General features: G+C 73.9%; 14 protein-coding genes. 8 read left to right on the top strand and 6 right to left on the bottom strand.

Translation table 11 applies throughout. The features are described from left to right. Complete coding sequence (locus ACIP82_RS19460; RefSeq protein ID WP_363604845.1) at nt 1-516, top strand: MarR family transcriptional regulator; 516 nt, start codon at nt 1-3, stop codon at nt 514-516. Nucleotides 517-593: 77 nt separating this feature from the next. Here the strand turns inward: ACIP82_RS19460 and meaB are convergent, their stop codons facing one another. Continuing rightward, nucleotides 594-1,550 carry a methylmalonyl Co-A mutase-associated GTPase MeaB gene (gene meaB / locus ACIP82_RS19455; RefSeq protein ID WP_363604844.1) on the bottom strand — a complete coding sequence of 319 codons (957 nt, stop codon included), beginning with the start codon at nt 1,548-1,550 and terminating at the stop codon, nt 594-596. Between the two features lie 73 nt (nt 1,551-1,623). Continuing rightward, nucleotides 1,624-2,817, bottom strand: coding sequence for an acetyl-CoA C-acetyltransferase (locus ACIP82_RS19450; RefSeq protein WP_400654642.1), 1,194 nt, complete (start codon nt 2,815-2,817; stop codon nt 1,624-1,626). A 283-nt stretch (nt 2,818-3,100) separates the two neighbouring features. Here ACIP82_RS19450 and mce point away from each other — a divergent pair, with 283 nt between their 5' ends. The 3 genes from mce (at nt 3,101) to ACIP82_RS19435 (ending at nt 9,897) form a co-directional block, all read left to right on the top strand. Further along, entirely contained in the window at nt 3,101-3,544 is a 444-nt protein-coding gene (mce, locus tag ACIP82_RS19445; protein WP_363604842.1) for a methylmalonyl-CoA epimerase, read from the top strand. A 501-nt stretch (nt 3,545-4,045) separates the two neighbouring features. Continuing rightward, nucleotides 4,046-8,860, top strand: coding sequence for a hypothetical protein (locus tag ACIP82_RS19440; RefSeq protein ID WP_400654639.1), 4,815 nt, complete (start codon nt 4,046-4,048; stop codon nt 8,858-8,860). Nucleotides 8,861-8,967: 107 nt separating this feature from the next. Continuing rightward, nucleotides 8,968-9,897, top strand: a complete 930-nt coding sequence (locus ACIP82_RS19435) for a cellulose-binding protein (RefSeq protein WP_363604839.1) — start codon at nt 8,968-8,970, stop codon at nt 9,895-9,897. A gap of 178 nt (nt 9,898-10,075) precedes the next feature. Here the strand turns inward: ACIP82_RS19435 and ACIP82_RS19430 are convergent, their stop codons facing one another. Both ACIP82_RS19430 and ACIP82_RS19425 read right to left on the bottom strand, forming a co-directional pair. Continuing rightward, nucleotides 10,076-10,387, bottom strand: coding sequence for a hypothetical protein (locus ACIP82_RS19430; protein ID WP_400654635.1), 312 nt, complete (start codon nt 10,385-10,387; stop codon nt 10,076-10,078). Further along, nucleotides 10,384-11,178 carry an alpha/beta fold hydrolase gene (locus ACIP82_RS19425; protein ID WP_400654633.1) on the bottom strand — a complete coding sequence of 265 codons (795 nt, stop codon included), beginning with the start codon at nt 11,176-11,178 and terminating at the stop codon, nt 10,384-10,386. The genes ACIP82_RS19430 and ACIP82_RS19425 overlap by 4 nt, the downstream gene beginning before the upstream one ends. 92 nt (nt 11,179-11,270) lie before the next feature. On the opposite strand from ACIP82_RS19425, the gene ACIP82_RS19420 reads away from it, so the two are divergent. Both ACIP82_RS19420 and ACIP82_RS19415 read left to right on the top strand, forming a co-directional pair. Then, on the top strand, nt 11,271-12,278 hold the full coding sequence (locus ACIP82_RS19420; RefSeq protein ID WP_363604834.1) for an ATP-binding cassette domain-containing protein: 1,008 nt from the start codon (nt 11,271-11,273) through the stop codon (nt 12,276-12,278). 1 nt (nt 12,279) lies between these two features. Beyond that, nucleotides 12,280-13,047: an ABC transporter permease subunit gene (locus ACIP82_RS19415; protein WP_363604832.1), complete on the top strand. Its 768-nt coding sequence runs from the start codon at nt 12,280-12,282 to the stop codon at nt 13,045-13,047. A 42-nt stretch (nt 13,048-13,089) separates the two neighbouring features. Here the strand turns inward: ACIP82_RS19415 and ACIP82_RS19410 are convergent, their stop codons facing one another. Next, nucleotides 13,090-13,413, bottom strand: a complete 324-nt coding sequence (locus tag ACIP82_RS19410; RefSeq protein WP_400654629.1) for an ATP/GTP-binding protein — start codon at nt 13,411-13,413, stop codon at nt 13,090-13,092. 227 nt (nt 13,414-13,640) lie between these two features. On the opposite strand from ACIP82_RS19410, the gene ACIP82_RS19405 reads away from it, so the two are divergent. After that, nucleotides 13,641-14,951, top strand: a complete 1,311-nt coding sequence (locus ACIP82_RS19405; RefSeq protein WP_363604829.1) for an LLM class flavin-dependent oxidoreductase — start codon at nt 13,641-13,643, stop codon at nt 14,949-14,951. A gap of 135 nt (nt 14,952-15,086) precedes the next feature. On the opposite strand, the gene ACIP82_RS19400 is transcribed toward ACIP82_RS19405, so the two are convergent. Beyond that, entirely contained in the window at nt 15,087-15,479 is a 393-nt protein-coding gene (locus ACIP82_RS19400; RefSeq protein ID WP_363604828.1) for an SCO5389 family protein, read from the bottom strand. Between the two features lie 474 nt (nt 15,480-15,953). Here ACIP82_RS19400 and nucS point away from each other — a divergent pair, with 474 nt between their 5' ends. Next, complete coding sequence (gene nucS / locus ACIP82_RS19395) at nt 15,954-16,613, top strand: endonuclease NucS (protein WP_363604827.1); 660 nt, start codon at nt 15,954-15,956, stop codon at nt 16,611-16,613. Nucleotides 16,614-16,615: the final 2 nt, after the last annotated feature.

Raw genomic sequence — 16,615 nt, 5'->3', positions numbered from 1 at the left:
ATGGATGCGCACACGATCGACGCCGCGGACGTCTCCCCCTCGCCACCCGGGGAGGAGACGCCCTGGCTGACGGCCCGGGAGCAGCAACTCTGGCGCGCGCATCTGGAGGTCTCCAGACTGCTGGACTACCAGCTCGGCCGTGAACTCCAGCCGCACAACCTGGCGATCAACGACTACGAGATCCTGGTCGTGCTCTCCGAGGCACCGGAGCGCCGGATGCGGATGACCGACCTGGCGACCGCGACCCTCCAGTCCAAGAGCCGGCTCTCGCACCAGATCACCCGGATGGAGACGGCCGGCCTGGTACTCCGCCAGGAGTGCCCGGGCGACCGCCGCGGCCTCTACGCCCACCTCACCGAGCAGGGCTGGGAGACCATGCAGAAGGTCGCCCCGGACCACGTGCGCAGCGTCCGGGCGCACTTCATCGACCGCTTCACCCCGGAGCAGCTGGACGCGATGTACGAGGCGCTGGCACCCGTCGCCGAGCACCTGCGCGGGCTGCGCGGACGGGCCTGACCATCGGTGAGGGCCCGGCCTCCCCCCGTCGGGGAGGCCGGGCCCTTCGGCGTCCCGGCCCGGAAACCGGCCCCGGCTCAGCTCTGGGTCAGCCCGGCGACCAGTTCGTCGGCGGCGCCGTACGGGTCCAGCCCGCCGGCCACCACCCGCTCGGCCAGGGCGGTCAGGTGACGGTCGCCGCGCAGGTCGCCGATCCGGGCCCGCAGCGCGGCCAGCGCGATCGCCTCGATCTCGTCGGCCGCCCGGCGGCGACGGCGCACGGCCAGCTCGCCGTGCTCCTCCAGCCAGGCCCGGTGCTTCTCCAGCGCCTCGACCACCTCGTCCACACCCTCGCCGCGGGCCGCGACGGTCTTCACGATCGGCGGCCGCCAGTCCCCCGCCTCCCGGGCCTCGCCGAGGCCGAGCATGTGGTTCAGCTCCCGGGCGGTCGCGTCGGCGCCGTCCCGGTCGGCCTTGTTGACCACGAAGACGTCGCCGATCTCCAGGATCCCGGCCTTGGCGGCCTGGATGCCGTCGCCCATGCCGGGGGCGAGCAGCACCACGGTGGTGTCCGCCTGGGCGGCGATCTCCACCTCGGACTGGCCCACGCCGACGGTCTCGACCAGGATCACCTCACAGCCGGCCCCGTCCAGCACGCGCAGCGCCTGCGGGGCCGTCCAGGAGAGCCCGCCGAGGTGGCCGCGGGTGGCCATCGAGCGGATGAACACCTCCGGGTCGGTGGCGTGCTCCTGCATCCGGACCCGGTCGCCGAGCAGCGCGCCGCCGGAGAACGGCGAGGACGGGTCCACGGCCAGCACCCCGACCCGCTTGCCGAGCCGGCGGTAGGCGGAGACCAGGGCGGAGGTCGAGGTCGACTTGCCCACGCCGGGCGAGCCGGTCAGCCCCACCGTGTACGCCTGCCCGGTGTAGGGGGCGAGCGCCGCCATCGCCTCGCGCAGCTGGGGCGCGCCGTTCTCGACCAGCGAGATCAGCCGGGCGACCGCACGCGGACGGCCCTCCCGGGCCTGCTCGACCAGCGTCGCGACATCGATCATCGGGCAGCTCCTCACGGGATCGGGGCCGCGGACCACCCCTGGCGGTCCGCGGCCCCGAAGGCAGGTCGGACGATCAGGCCTTCGGAACCCTGACGATCAGCGCGTCGCCCTGGCCGCCACCGCCGCACAGCGCGGCCGCGCCGACACCGCCGCCGCGCCGCTGGAGCTCCAGCGCCAGGTGCAGCACCACACGGGCGCCGGACATCCCGATCGGGTGGCCGAGCGCGATCGCGCCGCCGTTGACGTTGACGATGTCCGAGGAGACGCCCAGGTCCTTCATGGACTGGTGGGCGACCGCGGCGAAGGCCTCGTTGATCTCGATCAGGTCGAGGTCGGCGACCTCCAGGCCCTCCTTGGCCAGCGCGTGCCGGATCGCGTTGGACGGCTGCGACTGCAGCGAGTTGTCCGGGCCCGCGACATTGCCGTGCGCGCCGATCTCGGCGATCCAGCTCAGGCCCAGCTCCTCGGCCTTGGCCCGGCTCATCACGACCACGGCGGCGGCCCCGTCCGAGATCTGCGAGGAGGTGCCGGCGGTGATCGTGCCGTCCTTGGCGAAGGCCGGGCGCAGCCGGGCCAGGCCCTCGACCGTGGTGTCGGCGCGGATGCCCTCGTCCTGGCTGAAGACGACCGGCTCGCCCTTGCGCTGCGGGATGGCGACCGGGACGATCTCGGCCTCGAAGACGCCGTTCTGCTGCGCCTTGGCGGCCCGCTGGTGCGAGGCGGCGGCGATCTCGTCCTGGACCTCGCGCGGGATGCCCAGGCGGGTGTTGTGCTTCTCGGTGGACTCGCCCATCGGGATGTTCTCGTAGGCGTCGGTGAGCCCGTCGTACGCCATCGCGTCCAGCAGCTCGATCGCGCCGTACTTGTAGCCCTCGCGGGACTTCGGCAGCAGGTGCGGGGCGTTGGTCATCGACTCCTGGCCGCCGGCCACCACGATGTCGAACTCACCGGCCCGGATCAGCTGGTCGGCCAGCGCGATGGCGTCCAGGCCGGAGAGGCAGACCTTGTTGACGGTGAGCGCCGGGACGTTCATCGGGATGCCCGCCTTGACGGCGGCCTGACGGGCCGGGATCTGGCCGGCGCCGGCCTGCAGCACCTGGCCCATGATCACGTACTGGACCTGCTCACCCGTGATGCCGGCCCGCTCCAGAGCCGCCTTGATCGCGAAGCCGCCGAGGTCGGCGCCGGAGAAGCCCTTGAGCGAACCGAGCAGGCGACCCATCGGGGTCCGCGCACCGGCAACGATCACAGAGGTGGTGTTGGTCATGGGACGGGCCCCTTCGCACGTCGTGGCCAGGTGAGGATGCCGCTCAATGTACTGACCTGTTACCCGCCCGTCACCGGAACGACGGTGTGATCGAGCGCACTGGCACTGTCCAGTCAACACCGTGTCAACGCGGTTCGGGTGAACCACGGGCGTGTGAGCAGACTCGCACGCCGAGCACTGGCGCGTTCCAGCGGCATGCGCTGCACTGTTGCCGTCCCGCCGCCCGCCCCGCCGCCCGCTCGGATCGCCCGCTCGGACGGCCGGCCCAGACCCGGAGGTCGCCGTGCTGACCCGTATCGACCACATCGGCATCGCCTGCTTCGACCTCGACCGGACGGTCGAGTTCTACCGCACCACCTACGGCTTCGAGGTGTTCCACAGCGAGGTCAACGAGGAGCAGGGGGTCCGCGAGGCCATGCTCAAGATCAACGACACCGGCGACGGCGGCGCCTCCTACCTCCAGCTGCTGGAGCCCACCCGGCCCGACTCCACCGTCGCCAAGTGGCTGGAGAAGAACGGCGAGGGCGTCCACCACATCGCCTTCGGCACCGCCGACGTCGACGGGGACTCCGAGGCGATCCGCGCCAAGGGCGTCCGGGTCCTCTACGAGCAGCCCCGAACCGGCTCGATGGGGTCCCGGATCACCTTCCTGCACCCCAAGGACTGCGGCGGCGTCCTGACCGAACTGGTCACCTCCGCCGGGGGCGACGGGCAGCAGGCGCACTGAGCGCCCGGCGGGTGCCGTCCGGCGACGGCACCCGCTTCCCGCCGCCCGTTCGCTCAAAACCCGTCAGTAATCTCACCCCGCACCCGGAAAACCCCCACGCGCCCATTCCCCCACTGGGCGCTCCCACTACAATGCCCGAGTGCGCGAAGACTCCGGGGGACGGGGACGACGAGCACGGCCGATGACAGGCCGTCCGCCCCCGGGGTGGCCGGCCCGTCGCAGGGGAGTCCATTACGCGGGCACGGCTGAACAGTCTCAGTTCGGATCTGTCACCATATTCTCCACAAGGCAAGAGTTCGCCCAGGAGTCCACTCGGACGGGGGAACGCGGAACCACCGCGCTTCCACGGCCAGGGCTCCGACGACCGTGGCGGACGCCCCCGACCAGAGGGGGCCGTCCACCGGCTGCGGATGCAAGGACCAGTCGGACCGGGCCCCGGACAAGCGGGAACCCGAACCGGCCGGGTCGAGGACGCGACCAGGAGATGGATGGGACCGCGGAGTGCGGGGCTACGACCGCTACGAGGTTGACGATCACCTCTCCCAGTTCGAGGCCGAGATGGATCGGACTCGCAAGGAGCGGGACAAGTCAGTCGAGCATGCCGAGGACCTCGCCTACCAGGTGGAGGTGCTCCGGGCCAAGCTGCACGAGTCCCGTCGCATGCTCGCCCAGCCGCGCGCCTTCGACGCCGTTTCCGGCCAGGCCGAGCAGATGCTCCGCACCGCCGAGATGCAGGCCCAGCAGCTGCGCGCCGACGCCGAACGGCAGCTGCGCGACTCCCAGGCGGCCACCCAGCGGCTGATGGCCGAGGCCGCCGAGCGCACCGCCCGGCTGGAGGCCGAGCTCACCGCCCGCCGCCGCCAGCTCGAGGAGGAGCTCGCCGAGCTGCGCCGCAGCGCCGAGCAGCACGTCAACGAGAACGTCAACTGGGCCGAGCAGACCCGGGCCGGCACCGAGCAGGAGGCCCAGCGCCTGCTCCAGGAGGCCCGCGCCGAGTCCGAGCGGATGATGGCCGCCGCCCGGGCCGAGGCCACCGCCCTCGCCGACCAGGCCCGCGCCCAGACCGCCGCCGACGTGGACGCCGCCCGCGGCGAGGCCCAGGCCGCCGCCGAGGCCGCCCTCCAGCGGGCCCAGAGCGACGCCCAGCGACTGCTGCGCGCCGCCTCCGAGCAGGCCCAGCAGGCCAGCGCCCAGGCCGCCGCGGACGTCAACGCCGCGCGCGGCGAGGCCCAGCAGCAGCTGGCCGGCGCCCACGCCGCCGCCGGACAGCAGCTCGCCTCCGCCCAGGCCGAGATCGGCCGGCTCAAGGAGCAGGCCGCCGCCGAGCAGGCCCGCGCCGAGCAGGAGCTCGCCCACGCCCAGGCCGAGATAGAACGGCTGCGCGCCGAAGCGATCGCCGAGGCCGAACGCACCCGCCGGGAGGCCGCCGAACTGCGGGCCCAGGCCGAGGTCGCCGCCGAACAGCTCCAGGCCGACGCCGAGGCCGCCGCCGAGCGCAAGGTCGCCGACGGCGAGGCCGCCAACGAGCAGCGCTCGCAGACCGCCCGGGCCGAGGTCGCCCGGATGGTCGCCGTCGCCACCAAGGAAGCCGAGGCCATCAAGGCCGAGGCCGCCACCAAGAAGGCCGAGGCGGAGGCCGCCAAGGCCGCCGCCGCCGAGGAGAGCGAGCGGCTGCGCGCCACCGCCGAGTCGGTGGCCGGCCAGCTGCGGGCCGAGGCCGAGGCCGCCATCGCCGAGCTGCGCGCCACCGCCGAGCGCGATGTCGCGGAGCTGCGGGCCCAGGCCGAGGCCGCCGCCGCACAGCTGCGCGCCGAGGCCGAGGAGGAGGGCCGGGCGGCCGGCGCCAAGGACGCCACCGTCCACCTCGCCAAGGCCGCCAAGACGGCCGAGGAGGTGCTCGCCCGGGCCGACCAGGACGCCGGCACCGCCCGGAGCGAGGCGGCCGCCGAGGCCGAGCGGATCCGGACCGAGGCCGCCGCCGAGGCCGAGCGGCTACGCGAGCAGGCGCAGGCCGCCGTCGAGCAGGCCCAGAACGCCGCGCTGGACGACGCCGCCGGCATCCGCGAGCGGGTGCAGCAGATGCAGGACGAGGCCGCCCGGCTGCGCGCCGAGGCCGAGGAGCTGCGCTCCCAGGCGGCCGCCGAGGCCGACCGGGTGCGCGGCGAGGCCCGCCGCCAGGCCGTCGTGCAGATCGAGGAGTCGGCGAAGAGCGCCGAGGAGCTGCTCACCAGGGCCAAGGCCGACGCGGACGAGCTGCGGGCCGGTGCGGCCGGTGAGATCGAGCGGCTGCGCGCCCAGGCCAAGGAGCAGGCCGCCGAGACCCAGAGCCGCGCCGAGCAGACCCTCACCCGGGCCCGGGCCGAGGCCGAGAAGATCACCGCCACCGCCGAGCAGCAGGGCCAGGACGCGCTGGCCGCCGCCAAGGCAGCGGCCGCCGAGAACCGGACCGCCGCCGAGCGCGAGACCGCCGAACTGCGCCGCGAGGCAACCGAGTTCGACCATCGGGTGCGCGCCGAGGCGAACGCCTCGGCCGAGGCCGTCCGGGCCGACGCGCAGGCCGAGGCCGCAGCCGTCCTGGACGCCGCGGTGGCCGACTCCGAGCGGCTGCGCACCGAGACCGACGCCGAGCTGGCCCGCTCCCGTGGCGAGGCCGAGGCGGCCGCCGACGCGCTGCGCGAGGAGAGCCGGCGCGAGCGCGAGGAGGCCTCCGACGGGCTGCTCCGCGAGCGCGAGGAGACCGCCGAGCACCTGGCCGCCGCCAAGGCCGCACGCGAGCAGGCCGAGCAGGCCGCCGCCGAGCTCACCGAACGGACGGCCGCGGAGACCGCCGCGCAGCGCGAGGCCGCCGAAACCCACGCCACCCGCGTCCGCACCGAAGCCGAACAGGCCGCCACCGAACTCACCGAGCGCACCGCCGCAGAGACCACCCGCCTCCAGGCCGAGGCCGAACAGGCCGCAGCCGAACTCACCGAGCACACGGCCGCGGAAACCGCCCGCCTCCAGGCCGAGGCCGAACAGGCCGCAGCCGAACTCACCGAGCGCACCGCCGCGGAAACCGCCCGCCTCCGGGCCGAGGCCGAACAGGCCGCCACCGAACTCACCGAGCGCACCGCCGCGGAGACCGCCGCGCAGCGCGAGGCCGCCGAAACCCACGCCACCCGCGTCCGCACCGAAGCCGAACAGGCCGCCACCGAACTCACCGAGCAGACCGCCGCAGAGACCACCCGCCTCCGGGCCGAGGCCGAACAGGCCCTGGAGGCCGCCAAGGCCGCCGCCGAGCGGCGGCGGACCGAGGCCGCAGCCGCGGCGAAGGCGGTGCGCGAGAAGGCCGAGGCCGAGCTGGCCCTGGCCGCCGAGCAGGCCTCGACCGTCCGCGCCGAGGCCGGGCGGGAGCTGTCCGAGGCCCGCGCCACCGCCCAGAACATCCGCACCGAGGCGGCGGGGGTGCTGGAGCAGGCCCGCGTCGACGGCGAGGAGCTCGTCGCCGCCGCCAAGGCCGAGGGCGCCGAGCTGGTCGCCGTCGCCGAGGACGAGGCCGCCGAGGTCCGCCAGTCGGTGGCCGGTATGTACGAGGCCGCCTCGCAGCAGATCGCCGAGCAGCGGGCCACCGCCGAGCGGGAGGCCACCGAGGTCCGCGACCGGGCCGAGCAGGACGCCGCCGAGCTGCGCGACACCGCCGACCGCGAGACCACCGAACTGCGGGCACTGGCGGAGCGGGAGACCACCGAACTCCGCGAGCGGACCGACCGCGCCGTCGCCGAGCTGCACGAGGCCGCCGACCAGGAGACCGCCGAGCAGCGGGCCCTGGCCGACCGCGAGACCGCCGAGCAGCGCGCCCTCGCCGAGCGGGAGACCACCGATCTGCGGGCCAGGACCGCCGCCGAGGTGGCCGCGCTGCGCGAGCAGACCGCGCTGGAGCTGGCCGCCGAACGCGAGGCGGTCGAGTCCGAACTGGCCCACCAGCGCGTCGAGGCCCAGGCCTACGACGAACAGCTGCGCGCCGACGCCGAGGCCGAGCTGCGCGCCGCCCAGGAGGCCGCCGACCAGCAGCGCGCCGAGTCCGAGGCGCTGGCCGCCCGGACGGTGGCCGCCGCCGAGGAGCGGGCCGCCGCCACGATCGCCGAGGCGGAGGAGTTCGCCGCCTCGCTACGGGCGGAGGCCGAGGAGTACGCGCTGGCCACCCGGACCCTCGCGGACGACTACGACACCGCCACCCACGCCCGGGCCGACGCCTACGACGCCGACACCCGCGAGGCCGCCGAGCAGTTCGACCGGGCCACCCGGGACCAGGCCAACTCCGTTCTGGAGAAGGCCTTCGCGGACGCCGAGGCACTCGGCGAGGACGCCCAGACCACCGCACTGGCCACCACCGCCGCCGCCGAGGAGCAGGCGGACGCGATGGTCGCTGCCGCTCGCAAGGAGGCCGACCGGCTGGTCGCCGCCGGCGAGGCGGCCGGCCAGAACGAGGTCGAGAAGGGCCGGGCGGACGCCGACGCGCTGCTCTCCGAGGCCCGCCGGGACGCCACCGCGATCCGCGAGCGCGCCGAGGAGCTGCGCGAGCGCACCGACGCCGAGGTCGAGGCGCTGCACGAGCGCGCCCGCAAGGAGAACGCGCAGGCGATGAAGTCGGCCGGCGAGCGGGTGGACGCCCTGGTGACGGCCGCTCAGGAGCAGCTGACCGAGGCCGAGGAGCAGGCGGTGGCCACCGTCGCCGAGGCCGAGGACCGGGCGGCGGCGCTGGTCGCGGCCGCCGAGGAGCGCGCCAACGAGCTGACCTCGCAGGCGTCCGCCGAGGCCAGCAAGGTCCGGATCTCGGCCGTCCGCAAGGCGGAGGGCCTGCTGAAGGAGGCCGAGACCAAGCTCGCCGACTCCACCAGCCGCGCCGAGGCCCTGATCGTCAAGGCCGAGGCCAAGCTGAAGTCCGCCCAGGACGACGCGGAGGAGCGGGTCGAAGCCGCCTCGACCGAGGCGGAGAAGCGGCTGCGGGCCGCCGACGAGACCGCGGACGAGCAGATCGAGCTGGCGAAGGCGGAGGCCGAGCGGCTCCTCACCGAGGCCCGGGCCGAGGCGAAGCGGGTCACCGGCGAGGGCCGGCGCGAGCTGGACGAACTGGTGCGGCGCCGCAAGGACATCAACACCGAGATCTCCAGGGTGCAGGACGTGCTGTCCGCGCTGGAGGCGTTCGAGGCGCCGTCACCGGTCGCACAGACCAACGGGGGAAGCAGCAACAAGAAGGACGGGGGTGCCAAGGCCGGTGCCGGAGTGGGCGCCCCCCGGTCGGGTGGCAATCGCTCCGGTGGCGCACCACCCGATTGAGCGGACATTCTCCGCGATGCAACGGCATTTCGCCGACGACACTCCGGTAACGTGTCAGGATTCCCTCAACCACCTCAGCGGTTTGACGACAGGAAGCCCAGAACCCCATGAGCGACAGTCACTCCCCTCACGGCTTCGACCTGGTGCGCCGTGGGTACGAGCGCGCCCAGGTCGACGAGCGGATCACCAAGCTGGTGGCCGACCGTGACAGTGCCTTGACCCGGATCAGTGCGCTGGAGAAGCGCATCGAGGAGCTCCACCTCGAGACCCAGACCGCCCAGGCGGCGGTCACGGAGACGGAGCCCTCCTACGCCGGTCTCGGCGCCCGGGTCGAGAAGATCCTGCGGCTCGCCGAGGAGGAGGCCAAGGACCTGCGCGAGGAGGCGCACCGCGCCGCCGAGCAGCACCGCGAGCTGGCCGAGGCGGCCTCCCAGCAGGTGCGCAGCGAGGCCGAGAACTACGCCAAGGACCGCAAGGCCAAGGCGGAGGACGAGGGTCTGCGGATCGTCGACAAGGCCAAGAGCGACAGCGCCCAGCTGCGCGCCGAGGCCAACAAGGACGCCCAGAACAAGCGCGAGGAGGCGGACGCCCTCTTCGAGGAGACCCGCACCAAGGCCGCCCAGGCCGCGCTGGAGTTCGAGACCAACCTGGCCAAGCGCCGCGAGCAGTCCGAGCGCGACCTGGCCGCCCGTCAGGCCAAGGCCGAGAAGCGCCTCGCCGAGATCGAGCACCGGGCCGAGCAGCTGCGCCTGGAGGCCGAGAAGCTGCGCACCGACGCCGAGCGCCGCGCCCGCCAGACCGTCGAGACGGCCCAGCGCCAGTCCGAGGACATCGTGGCCGACGCCAACGCCAAGGCCGACCGGATCCGCAGCGAATCCGAGCGCGAGCTGGCGGCGCTCACCAACCGCCGCGACAGCATCAACGCCCAGCTGACCAACGTCCGCGAGATGCTGGCGACGCTGACCGGCGCGGCCGTGGCCGCCGCCTCGCTGCCGAACGACGACAGCATGGGCGTGCCCGCCCAGCAGTCGCGCTGACGCATCACCGACAGGCCCTCACCCGCCCGGGTGGGGGCCTGTTCTGGTTCCCCGCCAGTCCCGCCGCCCGCCCGGCCCCGGCCGGTCCGCCGGATCGCGCCGGATCACGGTGGGCGGGGCACCGGCCCGTCCGGCACCCCGCCCACCCCGCCCACCGCGGCCATCACAGCCACCGCGCTCAGCGCGGGTACGCGCCGTCCGGCCGCTGGTACCCGCTGCTCAGCTGGTTGCCCTCGTCGTCCGACGCGGTGCCGAACCACGAGGTGCACCAGACCGTCACCGAGTCCGGCCAGTACTGCACCTCGAAGGGGTGCCCGGGCCCGTAGTCCCCGTACGAGGTGACGATGAACGTCTCCCCGGGCCGCATCCAGTAGTCCTCGCCGAGCGGCTCCAGGGTCAGCTCGACCAGCGCCTCGCCGCGGTTGGTGACGGGCATCCGGCCGGTCACCTCCAGCGCCGAGAAGTCCCAGCCCGCCGCGTCGCCACTCATCCGGCGACCCGCGCCAGCAGTCTGCGCACCGCCGCGTCGAACGCCTCCGGCGCCTCCAGCGCGCTCAGGTGCCCCACGCCCGGGACGACGGTCAGCTCGGCGTCCGGCCTGGCCCGGACCATCAGCTCGGCCTCGGACAGCGGCGTCAGGCCGTCCTTCTCCCCCGCCACCACGGCGGTCGGCACCCGTACCCCGGCCAGCACGTCCAGGGCGTCCGGCCGGGCCGCCATCGCCCGCTGCGCCCAGGCGACGGCCGCCGGTGACGCCTCCGCGATCATCCCCTCCACCCGCTCCACCAGGTGCCCGGAGTCCGGCCCGAGCTGCCCGGCCGCCGTCCGCTCGTCGAGCAGCAGCCGGACGCTGTCCCGGGCCAGGACGGCGGCGGCGATCCGCTCGCGGTTGGCCCGGGCCGCCTCGGTGTCGGCGGTGGCCCTGGTGTTGGCCAGCAGCAGGCCGGCCAGCCGCCGCGGGTGGCGGCGGGCGAAGGCCAGCGCCACGTACCCGCCCATCGAGAGCCCGCCGACCACCGCCCGTTCGATGCCGGCCGCGTCCAGCAGCAGCGCGACATCGTCGGCGACGGCGTCCAGCGAGGGCTCGTCGGTGCCCAGCTCGGTGCCGCCGAAGCCGCGCTGGTCGGGGGCGAGGACGCGGGCCTCGTCGCCGGTCAGTCCGGGCAGGGCGTCCAGTTGCGCGGACCACATCGAGGCGTTGTGCGGAAAGGCGTGCAGCAGCACGAGAGGTGTTCCGGTGCCGCTCTCGCGGACCGACAATGCGGAGGGGAGCTGGGTCATGGGCCCACCGTAGTTCGGCGCACCCGGCGGGCCCACTCAGCGGGCCGCCATGTCCGCTTTGTCATATCCTGACGGAGAGTAAGGGAGCGCGAATGATCGAGTTGCACGACCTGACAAAACGTTACGGCACGACCCTCGCCGTCGACCGGCTGAGCTTCCAGGTCCCGCAGGGCGTGGTCACCGGTTTCCTCGGCCCCAACGGCGCGGGCAAGTCCACCACGATGCGCATGATCCTCGACCTCGACCGACCCACCTCCGGCCGCGTCACCATCGACGGCAAGCGGTACGGACAGCTCAGCGAGCCGCTCAAGTACATCGGCGCGCTGCTGGAGGCCAAGGCCGTCCACCCCGGCCGCACCGCCCGCGACCACCTGCTCTGGCTCGCCCAGAGCAACCGCATCCCGACCGGCCGGGTGGACGAGGTGCTCAGCCTGGTCGGTCTCACCTCCGTCGCCCGCAAACGCGCCCGCGGCTTCTCCCTCGGCATGGGCCAGCGCCTGGGCATCGCCTCGGCGCTCCTCGGCGACCCGGAGATCGTGATGTTCGACGAACCGGTCAACGGGCTCGACCCGGAGGGCATCCTCTGGATCCGCAACCTGATGAAGCGCCTCGCCGCCGAGGGCCGGACCGTCTTCGTCTCCTCCCACCTGATGAGCGAGATGGCCGTCACCGCCGACCACCTGGTCGTCATCGGCCGGGGCCGGCTCCTCGCCGACCTGCCGATGCCCGAGTTCATCCGGCGCAACTCCCGGTCCGCCGTCCGGCTGCGCACCCCGCAGCCGGAGCTCCTGCTGGACGCGCTGGCCGGCGCCGGGCTGCGCGGCGAACCCGGCCCCGACGGCTCGTACGAGGTGGTCGACGGCAACCTCGCGGCGCTCGGTGAACTGGCCGCCGTCCACGGCGTGGTGCTGCACGAGCTCAGCCCCCAGCAGGCCTCACTGGAGGACGCGTTCATGCAGATGACGGCCGACTCCGTGGAGTACCACGCCGGGGCCGGCGAGGGCTTCGACGCGGCCGGCGCGCCCGGCGCCTGGGGCGCCCGGTGGCACGACGACGGCGCGGCGCGGAAGACCGTGCCGGCCCGGCAGGAGGAGAACTGAGATGGCGTCCTTCCCGGCGGTCCTGCGCTCCGAGTGGACGAAGATCCGCAGCGTCCGCTCCACGGTCTGGACGCTCGCGCTGACCTTCGTGGTCACCCTCGGCCTCGGCGCGCTGCTGTCCCTGCTGACCAACAACAACTTCACCGAGTTCCACCGCAACGAGCAGACCCCGTTCGACGCGACCGGTACCGCCTTCTCCGGCATCATCCTCGGCGAGCTCGCCATCATCGTCTTCGGGGTGCTGGCGGTCGGCAACGAGTACAGCAGCGGGATGATCAGGGTCACCCTGGCCGCCGTCCCCCAGCGCGGCACCCTGCTCACCGGCAAGGCGGTGGTCCTCGGCACGCTGGCCCTGGCGGTCTCGCTGGTCACCGCGTTCCTCACGTTCTTCGCCGGCCAGGCGCTGCTCGGCGACCACTCCACCGGCCTCGGCGAACCGCACGTGCTGCGCGCGGTGTTCGGCGCGGCGCTCTATCTGACGATGCTCTGTCTCTTCTCGGCCGGCGTCACCGCGATGCTGCACAACCAGACGCTGGCCCTGGGCGTGCTGGTGCCGTTCTTCTTCCTGCTCTCGCCGATCCTCTCGGCGGTGCCGAAGGTCAGCACGCTCGCCCACTACTTCCCCGACTACTCGGGTTCGCGGATGATGCTGGTCTACGAGCAGCACGGCCAGCCGTACGGTCCCTGGGCCGGCTTCCTGATCTGCCTGGCCTGGACGCTGGCCGCGCTGGTCGGCGGGGCGCTGGTGCTGAAGAACCGCGACGCCTGAGCCCCCCGGTCTCCCGGGCCCCGACGCGGCGCCCCGCCGGTCTCAGTACCGCGGGGCGCCGCGGCCTCGCTGGACGTTGGAGGCCCGGCGGTCGCGGGCGCCCCAGCAGGCCCGGTGCCAGTGCCGGCGGTCGTCCACCCCGGCACCGTGCGCCGGCCAGGCCACCACGTGGCCGACGCCCGGCGGGATCTCCTGGTCGCAGCCGGGGCAGCGGTAGTAGCGGCCGGCCGTCCCGGCCACCGTCTGCACCACCCACTCGTCGCCCCGGTAGGTCTCCGTGCGGCGCAGCGAGCCGCCGAGCGGGGCGGCCGGCTCCGAGGCCTCGCGGTCGGCTGCGCTCTTGATCCGGTTGCGGCGGGGCGACACGTCTGGCTACCTCTCTGCGGGGGTTCGAAACCGTTCCAGCCTACGGCCGGGAACTCCTCCCCCGGGCCCCTATCACGGCATCGTCCGGCACTTCGGTGTTTCCGGTGATATCCACCCGTTCTCCAGAGAAATTCAGGGTTCAGCGTGCCATTGGCACATGACATGGGCTACTCACGAGGGGACAGGCGGGGCCCGCAGACCCTGCGCGCACCCGAGGAGGCCCACCGATGACCAAGACCAGCCCCCGAGCCACGACCCGTCGGCCCGTCGGGGTCCGGCCGCCCGCCCCCGGCCCCGCGCTGACGTCCGCCGCCGGGGTGACGGCCGTGTCCGACACCCCGCTGCCCACCCCCCAGCGGGCCGCCGTACTTCCCGCGGACACCGCGCCGGTACGGGTCGGCGCGTTCCTGCTCTCGGCGCAGTTCCCCGGGCAGACCCACGGCGAGGCGCTGGACCGCACCGTCCGGGCCGCCGTCGAGGCCGAGCGCGCGGGCCTGGACAGCGTCTGGCTCGCCGAGCACCACTTCGTCCCGTACGGGGTCTGCCCGAACGCCGCCACGCTCGCCGCGCTGCTGCTCGGCCGCACCCGCCGGATCGGCATCGGCACGGCGGTCAGTGTGCTCTCCACCGCCCACCCGGTGACGCTCGGCGAGCAGGCCGCGCTGCTGCACCTCACCTCGGAGGGGCGGTTCACGCTCGGGGTGGGCCGCGGCGGGCCCTGGATCGACCTGGACGTCTTCGGCGGCGGCGTCGACGCCTTCGAGCAGGGCTTCCCGGAGCGGCTCGACCTGCTGCTGCGGTGGCTGCGCGGCTCCCGGGTGGGCGCGGACGGCCCGCAGTTCAGCTTCCCCGAGGTGGCCGTGGTGCCCCGGGCCGCCGAGCCGCCCCGCCGCCCCGGCCTCGGATCCTGGCTGGGCCTCGGCGATCAGGCCGGGCTGCTGCGGTTCCCGCGCCAGCGCAAGGACGCCGACGGCCCCGACGGGGAGCTCGGCAGCAGCGGGCGGCCGGTGGCCGGCCCGCCGGTGGTGGTCGCCTGCACCTCACCCGGCGGGGTCAGGCTCGCCGCCGAACGCGGCCTGCCGATGCTGCTGGGCATGCACTCCGGCGACGAGGACAAGCTGCGCATGCTGGAGCTGTACCGGACCGCCTGGCTGGCCGCCGGGCGCGGCGAGGAGCAGCTGCGCCGGGTCGGCCGCCAGCATGTCGCGGCCGGCGTGGCCCAGGTCGAGGACCGCACCTCGGCCGCCCGGGCCACCCTGCTGCGCGCGATGCCCGGCTGGTTCGAGTACGGGCTCGGGGCACACCGGACGGTCGACGGACGGGAACGCAAGATGCGCGACCCGCGCGAGTACACCGAGCTGCTCTGCGACCTGCACGCGGTGGGTACGCCGAAGCAGTGCGCCGACCGGCTGCTGGCCACCGCCGAGCGGACGGGCATCCGCCGCTTCGCGCTGCTGGCCGAGGGCAGCGGCGACCGCGACGCGACGCTGCACAACATCGCCCGGCTCGGCTCCGAAGTGCTGCCGCAGCTCGGCTGACCGGTGCCCGACGGGCGGTGCGGACACGGCGGCCGGCGGGGGCCGGTGAGGAGGCCGTCGAACGGCCCGGGCCGCCCCTCCTCCGGTCAGGAGGCGGAGCGGCCCGGTGGCGTTCCGACACGGCCCGGCGGCCGGTCAGCAGTCCCGGAGTTCCTCGGACTGGTTGAGCAGCTGTTCCCGGACGGAGGTGAAACGGTCGAACCGCGCCTCGTTGGCATCCGAGGGCAGGAACACCGCCACCCGGTGACAGTTCTGAAAGGCCAGCCGGACGCCGAAGTGCCGCTGCAGGGCACCCCGGATGGCATCACTGGCGAGGGCCCGGAGGAGCTGGCCGCGGGCCTGCTCGCCGGGCGGCGGTACCTGGTTGTCGGCGAAGTCGGTGCCGTCGACCTTCGCCTGGGCGACCAGCGAGCTGATCAACTCCCAGGCGTACGGCAGGGAGACGCGGACGCAGTCGACGAATTCCCGCTCGTCGACCTCGCCCCGCTCGGCCTTCTCCAGCAGGGCCGGTGAGACGTCGAGCGACATGGATTCTCCTCTCGCGGTCCACCCGCGCGGCGCCCGGGTGGTGATGCGTAGTCCAAGCTGAGGGTGAGGGTGGGCGAATCGCGCGTGATGTCCGGAACACCGTCGAACGGCTGTTTCCGGCACCGTGCGAGGGCGGCGGCGCCGCAGGACGTGTCGAGGGCGCCGACCGCTCAGAACAGCGTGGCAGCCAACGGTGGGCCCAGCCGGTTATTCCTGCGGATTCCTCCGGAAATACGCCTCGGTGCACCAGATTGGCCAGATCCCGTCGGATCGTTCATCTGAAGTCTCCGTCCCCGTTGACAGCGCTCCCGCAAGCATGCCGTCACACACGGTAGCGGCCCATGGGTGTGAGCGCCAGAGCGCGGCGGGCAGTCCTCGGACCGCCGGGCCTCCATGTTCGCGGGGTTCGTGCTTTCTTCACCCGGGCGTCGCGGAATCGCATCAACTGGCCCCGGTGGGCTAGCGTGGTCGACCGTGCGTCTCGTAATTGCCCGCTGCTCAGTCGACTATGCCGGTCGGCTCTCCGCCCATCTGCCCTCCGCCACCAGGCTCATCCTGGTCAAGGCCGACGGCAGCGTCAGCATCCACGCCGACGACCGCGCCTACAAGCCGCTCAACTGGATGTCCCCGCCGTGCGCTCTCAAGGAGGCCGACGGGATCTGGACGGTGGTGAACAAGGCCGGTGAGAAGCTCATCATCACGCTGGAGGAGGTGCTGCACGACTCGTCCCACGAACTCGGGGTCGACCCGGGTCTGATCAAGGACGGTGTCGAAGCGCATCTCCAGGAGCTGCTGGCGGACCGGATGGAGGTGCTCGGCACCGGCTGGTCACTGATCCGCCGCGAGTACCCGACCGCCATCGGCCCGGTCGACATCCTCTGCCGCGACGCGGACGGGGCGACCGTCGCCGTCGAGATCAAGCGGCGCGGCGAGATCGACGGCGTCGAGCAGCTCACCCGCTACCTGGAGCTGCTCAACCGGGATCCGCTGCTCGCCCCGGTGAAGGGCGTCTTCGCCGCGCAGGAGATCAAGCCCCAGGCCCGGGTGCTGGCCACCGACCGGGGCATCGGCTGCGTGGTGCTGGACTACGACGGGCTGCGCGGCATCGACGACGACAAGCTGAAGCTGTTCTGACC

This window comes from Kitasatospora sp. NPDC088548 (genome assembly GCF_044753005.1).
GTDB lineage: Bacteria > Actinomycetota > Actinomycetes > Streptomycetales > Streptomycetaceae > Kitasatospora.
The sequence above is the reverse complement of the archived record's forward strand: the minus strand, read 5'-3'. Positions and strand labels throughout refer to the sequence as shown.

Bases quoted from the DNA above. Each gene is read 5' to 3' on its own strand.
- ACIP82_RS19450 (WP_400654642.1), bottom strand. From the start codon at position 2,817: ATGACCAACACCACCTCTGTGATCGTTGCCGGTGCGCGGACCCCGATG.
- ACIP82_RS19430 (WP_400654635.1), bottom strand. From the start codon at position 10,387: ATGAGTGGCGACGCGGCGGGCTGGGACTTCTCGGCGCTGGAGGTGACC.
- meaB (WP_363604844.1), bottom strand. From the start codon at position 1,550: ATGATCGATGTCGCGACGCTGGTCGAGCAGGCCCGGGAGGGCCGTCCG.
- ACIP82_RS19415 (WP_363604832.1), top strand. From the start codon at position 12,280: ATGGCGTCCTTCCCGGCGGTCCTGCGCTCCGAGTGGACGAAGATCCGC.
- ACIP82_RS19400 (WP_363604828.1), bottom strand. From the start codon at position 15,479: ATGTCGCTCGACGTCTCACCGGCCCTGCTGGAGAAGGCCGAGCGGGGC.
- ACIP82_RS19405 (WP_363604829.1), top strand. From the start codon at position 13,641: ATGACCAAGACCAGCCCCCGAGCCACGACCCGTCGGCCCGTCGGGGTC.
- ACIP82_RS19425 (WP_400654633.1), bottom strand. From the start codon at position 11,178: ATGACCCAGCTCCCCTCCGCATTGTCGGTCCGCGAGAGCGGCACCGGA.
- ACIP82_RS19420 (WP_363604834.1), top strand. From the start codon at position 11,271: ATGATCGAGTTGCACGACCTGACAAAACGTTACGGCACGACCCTCGCC.
- ACIP82_RS19460 (WP_363604845.1), top strand. From the start codon at position 1: ATGGATGCGCACACGATCGACGCCGCGGACGTCTCCCCCTCGCCACCC.
- ACIP82_RS19435 (WP_363604839.1), top strand. From the start codon at position 8,968: ATGAGCGACAGTCACTCCCCTCACGGCTTCGACCTGGTGCGCCGTGGG.